The 6315-nt window shown below is 75.3% G+C and carries 7 protein-coding genes; 2 read left to right on the top strand and 5 right to left on the bottom strand.

Annotated elements, in window-relative coordinates; all coding sequences use genetic code 11:
* Positions 1-120: 120 nt before the first annotated feature.
* Positions 121-1320: an ATP-binding protein gene (locus DQ238_RS17895; RefSeq protein WP_233496065.1), complete on the bottom strand. Its 1200-nt coding sequence runs from the start codon at positions 1318-1320 to the stop codon at positions 121-123.
* A gap of 124 nt (positions 1321-1444) precedes the next feature.
* Between DQ238_RS17895 and DQ238_RS17890 the strand changes: the two genes are divergently transcribed.
* Positions 1445-2347 (top strand): PspC domain-containing protein, encoded by a 903-nt coding sequence (locus DQ238_RS17890; protein ID WP_113782599.1) that lies wholly within the window; start codon positions 1445-1447, stop codon positions 2345-2347.
* The gene (locus DQ238_RS17885; RefSeq protein ID WP_113782598.1) at positions 2340-2639 is read left to right on the top strand and encodes a hypothetical protein; all 300 of its coding nucleotides are present in this window, start codon (positions 2340-2342) and stop codon (positions 2637-2639) included. The genes DQ238_RS17890 and DQ238_RS17885 overlap by 8 nt, the downstream gene beginning before the upstream one ends.
* A 186-nt stretch (positions 2640-2825) precedes the next feature.
* Here the strand turns inward: DQ238_RS17885 and DQ238_RS22895 are convergent, their stop codons facing one another.
* The 4 genes from DQ238_RS22895 to DQ238_RS17870 form a co-directional block, all read right to left on the bottom strand.
* A complete protein-coding gene (locus DQ238_RS22895) occupies positions 2826-2996 on the bottom strand; it encodes a hypothetical protein (RefSeq protein WP_158550828.1) in 171 nt (56 codons plus the stop codon).
* A gap of 10 nt (positions 2997-3006) precedes the next feature.
* Complete coding sequence (locus DQ238_RS17880) at positions 3007-3495, bottom strand: GNAT family N-acetyltransferase (RefSeq protein ID WP_199506425.1); 489 nt, start codon at positions 3493-3495, stop codon at positions 3007-3009.
* Between the two features lie 106 nt (positions 3496-3601).
* On the bottom strand, positions 3602-5164 hold the full coding sequence (gene guaA, locus DQ238_RS17875) for a glutamine-hydrolyzing GMP synthase (RefSeq protein WP_113782597.1): 1563 nt from the start codon (positions 5162-5164) through the stop codon (positions 3602-3604).
* On the bottom strand, positions 5164-6315 hold the full coding sequence (locus DQ238_RS17870; RefSeq protein ID WP_113782613.1) for a GuaB3 family IMP dehydrogenase-related protein: 1152 nt from the start codon (positions 6313-6315) through the stop codon (positions 5164-5166). The genes guaA and DQ238_RS17870 overlap by 1 nt, the downstream gene beginning before the upstream one ends.

Below are 6315 nucleotides of genomic sequence, written 5' to 3'. Positions count from 1 at the left end.
CTGGCTCTACGTGATCTGGCACTGCTGGCAAGCCGGCGAAGCCTACGACCCCGCCCGACACAACGCCCTGCAACGCATCCTCAACCAAGATCAACGGCAGGCGGCTTGACACAGGGCTTCTCACGCCGCCACCTCCTGCCGCGGCAGGCACAGCTCCACCTCGGTCCCCTCCCCCGGCGCGGACCGGACGGTCGCCGTCCCGCCCAGGCGGGTCAGCCGGCCGGTGACCGAGTCGCGCAGCCCGCGCCGGTCGGCCGGCACCGCCGACGGGTCGAAACCGGCGCCGCGGTCGCGGACGAAGACGGCGACCCGCTGCGGCGTCACCTCGGTGTACAGGTCGGCCGAGGTCGCCCCCGAGTGCTTGGCCGCGTTGACCAGCGCCTCCCGGGTGGCCGCGCCCAGGGCGGTGATCGCGTCGTCCACGGGGGCGTCGCCGACCACGACCGACTCCACCGTCAACGCGTGGTCGGCCTCGACGTCGGCGACCATGCCGGACACCAGCGACGCCCACGTGCCCCCGCCGGCGAGCTTGGCCGGCTCGTAGAGCCAGGTGCGCAGCTCGCGCTCCTGGCCGCGGGCCAGCCGGGACACCGCGGTCGGGTCGTCGGCGTGCCGCTGGATGAGCGCGAGGGTCTGCAGCACCGAGTCGTGCAGGTGGGCGGCGACCGCGGCCCGCTCCTCGGAGCGGACGCGGGCGGTGCGCTCGGCCTCGCGGGAGGCCAGCAGCCGGCGCCACAGCGGTGCGGTGGCCAGCGCGACGCCGACCAGGATGACCAGCGTCGCCGCGAAGCCGTTGCGCGCGTTGGCCAGCTGCCCGGTGGTCGCGAGCAGCAGCACCACGCCGGCCGTCCCCAGGGCGATGCCGCCGGCGAGGGCCCAGGGCAGCCCGGGGCGCGTCAACGGGCGGTCGGTGTCCAGCTGCCGCCAGATGACCGCCAGCCCCACCCCGACCAGCAGCAGCGGCAGGATCAGGCTGCTGTTGCCCCACGTGCCCAGGTTGGTGACCAGCGCCAGGGCCCCGAGGCCGAGCAGCCCCAGCCCCAGCGTCTGCCGGCGGCTGGGCTCCTCCGCGGCCTCCGGCGCCACGGGGACGGCGTCGACGTCGGCGACCGGCATGAAGAACCACAGCAGCGCGTAGGCCACGACACCGACCCCGGTGGTGGCCAGGACGACGAAGGCGACCCGGACGACGAGCGGGTCGGCCCGCAGGTGGGCCGCCGTCCCCGCCGCCACGCCGGCCACCAGCCGGCCGGACCGCGGGCGCGCCAGCGGCGGGCGCGGTGGTCTGCCGACGGCCGTCGTCACCGCACCGATCGTCACGGCACCGATGGTCGCACCGACCGCCCCCGCCCCGACACCGGTGATCACCCCGGAACGTGGTGCAGGGTCGGATCAGGGCGTTCCCCGATGGTCAGCGCGTCCGGCCCCGCGCACGCTCGGTGCCATGTCCTCCGCAACGCCTCCCCCGCCGGTCCCGCCGGCTCCCGTCCCACCCGGGGCCGACCCGCCGGTCCGCCCGCAGCTGCGGCGCAGCCGCACCGACAAGGTCGTCGGCGGTGTCTGCGGCGGCCTGGCCGAGTACAGCGGCATCGACCCGCTGCTGTGGCGGGTCGGTTTCGTCGCCCTGGCCCTGGCCGGCCCGGGCGTCCCCGTCTACCTGCTGCTGTGGCTCTTCACGCCGGGCAGCCGGGCCGGGACCGCCGCGGTCGAGCCGCGCGCCGTCCGCCCGGCCGGGCCGCGCTCGCCGGTGCCGGGCCTGACGCTGGCCGGGCTGCTCATCGTCGTCGGCCTGCTGGTCCTCATCACCCGGTTCACCGGCTGGGACGTCGGCCCCGTCGGCTTCCTCGGCACCGCACTGCTCGTCGTCGGCCTCGGCCTGGTCGCCGCCGCCTTCGGCGGCGGACGGCGGGCCAAGGGCGCCCTCGTCGCGCTGGGCGTCGTCCTCTCCCTCGCGCTGGTCGCGGCCGCCTCCGCCCCGTGGCCGGACGGGGACGTGGGCGAGCGCACCTACCGCCCGGCGACCGCGGCGGACGTGCGGCCGCTGTACGACCAGGGCGTCGGCGACCTGACGCTGGACCTCTCCGGCATCGACGTGTCCGGCCTCGACCGGCCGGTCACCACGCGCGTGGACGGCGGCGTCGGCAACGTCGAGGTCCGGGTGCCCGACTCCGCCGACGTCCGCGTCGCCGTCGACAGCGGCGTCGGCAACGTCGACGTGCTCGGCGGCGACTCCGACGGCGGCTTCTCCCCCGGCGCCGGCACCGCGGCCTGGACCGGCGACGGCAACCCCGAGATCGTGCTCACCATCGACGCCGGCATCGGCGACGTGGAGGTGTCCCGTGGCTGACTACAGCGAGTTCCCGACCACCCCGACCGCCTGGCAGGAGCACGCCTTCGGCGACATCACCCCGATGGCGCTCGAGGCCCCCGCTCCCCCGCCGGCCCAGCGCCGCGGCGTCGACCTCACCGCCCTGGTCCCGGGCCTGGTGTTCGTCGTCCTGGCGATCGCGGTGATGGCCGGCGCGGTCCTGCCGTTCGACCTCTTCCTCGACGGCGGCCTGCTGTGGCTGCTGCTGATCGGCGGGGGCGTGGCCCTGCTGGTCACCGAGGTGCGCCGGGCGCGCCGTCGGCGAGGGTGACCGGCGGCAGCAGAGGGCCCGGGGAGCGCATCGCTCCCCGGGCCCTCGGCCGTGTCGGATCAGGGTCCCCGTGAGCCGGAGCACCGACACGACGGCATCGGCACGAGCATCCAGCAGTCCTACATCTCTCGGCTGAGCCGCCAGGTCACCTCGGGGCGTCGCCCGATCGAGGGCGCGGCCCGGCCCTCAAGAACGGCCGGAGGAGACGAGGTCGGAGAGGTGGGTTTCCCGGCCGGCCGCAGCCCGTGCCGCGGCGACCTCCTCGGCATCCGGACGGCGGCGAGGGGGACCGGAGGGGGCGAAGATCCCGGCCATGGCCAGACGCTGGCGGACGTGCTCGGCGTCGTCGGCGGTCATGTCCGGATCGTCACAGCGGGCGGTAGTAGCGCATCAGGGGCAGGCCGGTGAAGCCGTGCCGCTCGTACAGGGCACGGGCCGGCGCATGCCCCGGGTCGCCGCCGGTCCCGATGACGGCGAGCGGGACACCTCGAGCGGTCATCTCGGCCACGGCCCGGTCCAGCAGCAGGCTCCCGATCCCGGACCGCTGGGAGCCGGGGGCGACGGCGATCATCTCGACCTCGCCGACCGGGGTGGCGCCCTCCTCGGTCCACCGGACGGCGACGAAGCCGACCGGCTCTCCGTCGAGGTCGGCGACCCACACGTCGTTGCCGGGGGCGCGGCAGACCTCGGCCACCGCGGTGGCCTGGGCCGACCGCCAGTCCGGGTAGACCAGGCGGAAGGCCGCGGCGCCCATCGCCGCCGTCATGCTGGCGAAGACCGGCGTCCACGCATCCAGCGCGAGGGCGACGACGGCGTCGAGATCGGCGTCGGTCATCGGCCGGACGAGGGCGTCCACGCCGCGGCCCCGTCCCGGCGGCCCTCCTGCAGGGTCCCGCCGCCGGCCCCGTCCAGAGGCTCGTCCCGAGCCTGCGAGGGATGAGGAGGACGGGGTCCTTCTACTTTTATTCCCATTCGATGGTGCCCGGCGGCTTGCTGGTCACGTCGAGGACGACGCGGTTGACCTCGGGCACCTCGTTGGTGATCCGGGTGGAGATGCGGGCCAGGACGTCGTAGGGCAGCCGGGTCCAGTCGGCGGTCATCGCGTCCTCGCTGGACACCGGCCGCAACACGACCGGATGGCCGTAGGTGCGCCCGTCGCCCTGGACGCCGACCGAGCGGACCTCGGCCAGCAGCACCACCGGGCACTGCCAGATCTCCCGGTCCAGGTTCGCGGCGGTCAGCTCGGCGCGGGCGATCGCGTCGGCCCTGCGCAGCACGTCGAGCCGCTCCCGGGTGACCTCGCCGACGATGCGGATGCCCAGCCCGGGCCCCGGGAACGGCTGGCGCCACACCAGCGACTCGGGCAGGCCCAGCTGCAGGCCGACCTCGCGCACCTCGTCCTTGAACAGCGTGCGCAGCGGCTCGACCAGGGTGAAGGTGAGGTCCTCGGGCAGCCCGCCGACGTTGTGGTGGCTCTTGATGTTGGCCGTCCCGGTGCCGCCGCCGGACTCGACGACGTCGGGGTAGAGCGTCCCCTGCACGAGGAAGTCGACGGTCTCGCCGTGCGCCTGCGCGTCGTGGACGACGTCGAGGGCGGCCTGCTCGAAGACCCGGATGAACTCCCGGCCGATGATCCTGCGCTTCTGCTCCGGGTCGCCGACCCCGGCCAGCGCGGCGAGGAACTGCTCGCGGGCGTCGACCACCCGCAGGTCGGCCCCGGTGACCGCGACGAAGTCCCGCTCGATCTGCTCGGTCTCGCCCTCACGCATCAGCCCGTGGTCGACGTACACGCAGGTCAGCCGGTCGCCGATGGCCCGCTGCACGAGCGCGGCGGCGACCGCGGAGTCGACCCCGCCGGACAGCGCGCACAGCGCCCGCCGGTCGCCGACCTGGACGCGGATGCGCTCGACCTGCTCCTCGACGACGTTGGCCATCGTCCAGGTCGGCTCCAGGCCGGCGATGTCGAACAGGAAGTGCTCGAGCACCGTCTGCCCGTGCGCGGTGTGCCGCACCTCGGGGTGGAACTGGACGCCGGCGAGCTTGCGGTCGACGTCCTCGAACGCGGCGACCGGCGCCCCGGTGGACGTCGCGGTGACGGCGAACCCGGGCGGGGCGGCGCTGACGGCGTCCCCGTGGCTCATCCACACCGACTGCTCGACCGGCAGCTCACCGAACAGCCGGCCCTGCGTGGTGACCGTCAGCGGCGTGCCGCCGTACTCGCGGTCACCGGTGCGCGCCACCGTGCCGCCGAGCGAGGCGGCCATCGCCTGGAACCCGTAGCAGATGCCGAACGCCGGCACCCCGGCCTCGACCAGGGCCGGGTCGACCTGCGGCGCGCCGGGCGCGTACACGCTCGACGGCCCGCCGGAGAGGACGATCGCCGCGGGCTTGCGGGCGAGGACCTCCTCGGCCGGGACGTCGGAGGGGACGATCTCGGAGTAGACCCCGGCCTCCCGGATCCGCCGCGCGATCAGCTGGGCGTACTGCGCGCCGAAGTCGACGACGAGGACGGTCGGGAACTCCATCAGAGGCCCTGCCCCCCGGGGCTCTCTCCCCCGACGACCAGGTCCACCCGCTGGAACTCCTTGAGGTCGCGGTAGCCGGTCTTGGCCATCGTGCGGGCCAGCGCGCCGAAGAGGTTGGTGCGCCCGTCCGCGGTCTCGGCCGGGCCGAGCAGCACCTGCTGCAGGGTGCCCGCCGGGGAGACCGGCGCGGAGGTGCCGCCGCGGGGCAGCCGCGGGTGCGCGGCGACCGAGTCCCACCAGATGCCGCCGCCGGGCGCCTCGGCCGCGGCGCGCAGCGGCTCCCCGATCTGGACGGCGTCGGCTCCGCAGGCCAGGGCGCGGGCGATCGCGCCGCTGGTCTCGATCCGGCCGTTGGCGACGACGTGCACGTAGCGGCCGCCGGTCTCGTCGAGGTAGTCGCGGCGGGCGGCGGCGGCGTCGGCGATCGCGCTGGCCAACGGCACCCGGATGCCCATGACCGCGTCGCTGGTGGAGAAGCTGTCGGCGCCCACACCGACGACCACCCCGGCCGCGCCGGTGCGCATGAGGTGCAGCGCGGTCTGGTAGTTCGCCGCACCCCCGACGATCACCGGGACGTCGAGGTCGGCGATGAACTCCTTGAGGTTGAGCGCGTCGCCGGAGGTGGTGACGTGCTCGGCGGAGACGATCGTGCCCTGGATGACCAGCAGGTCGACCCCGGCGGCGAGCACGGCCGGCGCCAGCTGCGGGGTGTGCTGCGGGGAGACCCGCACCGCGGTGGTCACCCCGGCGGCGCCGATCTCCTTGACCCGCGCGGTGATCAGGTCCGGCTTGACCGGCTCGCAGTAGACCTCCTGCAGCAGCGCCACCGGCGGGGCGCCGTCCCCCGCCGCCTCGCGCAGCCGGCGGTAGACCGGCACCGGGTCGTCGTAGCGGGTCCACAGGCCCTCGGCGTTGAGCACGGCCAACCCGCCGGCCTGCCCGACGGCGATCGCGGTGGCCGGGCTGACCACGGCGTCCGAGGGGCTGGTCACCAGCGGGAGGTCGAAGCGGAAGGCGTCGATCTGCCAGGCGGTCGAGACGTCGTCGACGTCCCGCGTGCGGCGGGACGGCACGATGGAGACCTCGTCGAGGTCGTAGCCGCGGCGGGCGAAGCGGTTGAGGCCGATCTCGACGGTGTCGCGCGCGGGCAT

The sequence above is a fragment of the Geodermatophilus sp. TF02-6 genome (assembly GCF_003319115.1).
In the GTDB taxonomy this organism is placed as follows: domain Bacteria; phylum Actinomycetota; class Actinomycetes; order Mycobacteriales; family Geodermatophilaceae; genus Geodermatophilus.
Note: the sequence above shows the minus strand (reverse complement) of the source record. Positions and strands in the feature narration are given on the sequence as shown.

Coding starts and splice junctions, on each gene's coding strand:
- DQ238_RS17870 (WP_113782613.1), bottom strand. CDS start 6,315: ATGCCCGCGCGCGACACCGTCGAGATCGGCCTCAACCGCTTCGCCCGC.
- DQ238_RS17890 (WP_113782599.1), top strand. CDS start 1,445: ATGTCCTCCGCAACGCCTCCCCCGCCGGTCCCGCCGGCTCCCGTCCCA.
- guaA (WP_113782597.1), bottom strand. CDS start 5,164: ATGGAGTTCCCGACCGTCCTCGTCGTCGACTTCGGCGCGCAGTACGCC.
- DQ238_RS22895 (WP_158550828.1), bottom strand. CDS start 2,996: ATGACCGCCGACGACGCCGAGCACGTCCGCCAGCGTCTGGCCATGGCC.